This window comes from Streptomyces apricus (assembly GCF_008369065.1).
Lineage (GTDB): Bacteria > Actinomycetota > Actinomycetes > Streptomycetales > Streptomycetaceae > Streptomyces > Streptomyces apricus.
The window spans coordinates 1-799 of record NZ_VDFC01000263.1; the positions used below are offsets into that span (position 1 = coordinate 1).

Genomic DNA, 799 nt, shown 5'->3' on the forward strand with positions numbered 1-799 from the left:
GTCGTCCTGGTGTCCCGGGTCAGCGACCACGTCAGGGCCGTCGTCGTGGCCAGGGCGGCCAGGGGGGCCAGGGGTGAGCCGCCCTGGGTCTCCTGGCGGGAGACCGTGGTGACGGCGAGGGTGTGGGCGCCCAGGGCCAGCGCCGACGGCACGGCCTTGCGGGTGTCGCCGCCGGAGGCCACCCCGCCGAGGAGGAGGTCCAGGCCCCGGGCCGCCGCCATCGCCACGGGGCCGGCGGGGGTGCGCTTGAGGACCAGGTCGTACGACCAGACCGTGGCGGCCAGGGCACCGGCCACCGCGAGGGGCCGCCGGCCCGCCCGGGAGGCCAGGGCCAGGCCCGCCGCCGTCAGGCCTCCGGCGGCCACCAGGGCGGCGGCCGGCCTGACGCGGCCGGAGGGAAGGGGGCGGTGCGGGCGGTCCACGGCATCCTCGGCGCGGTCGGCCCAGTCGTTGAGGGCCATGCCGGCCTCGTACAGGCACAGGGAGGAGCCGATGGCGAGCAGGGTGCGGGAGTTGGGGCGGACTCCGGCCGCGGCGGCGCCCGCGAGCGCGTCGCCGGGGACCGTGAACAGGGCGGGTACGCGCAGGAGCTCGACCCAGGCGCGGAGCCGGGCGCCCGGCGCGCGTGACGTCGGCCCCGACGCCGGTCGCGGCGCCTGCACCCGCTCCCGTGACGCCGACAACGACAGCGACGACAGCGACGACGACGGTTGCTCCGTGTCCTCCGGCGAGGCCCCCGCGCCGGAGGACACGGCCGACCGCACCGCGTGCCCCGCGCGCCGCCCGGCCTGCCCCCGCC

1 protein-coding gene is annotated in these 799 nt (G+C 79.8%); it reads right to left on the reverse strand.

Annotation, left to right across the window (positions count from 1 at the left end; translation table 11 throughout):
- Window positions 1-662: SCO3242 family prenyltransferase (locus tag FGF04_RS39585; protein ID WP_235882762.1), on the reverse strand; the 662-nt coding region annotated here is incomplete at its 3' end.
- Between the last annotated feature and the right edge of the window lie 137 nt (window positions 663-799).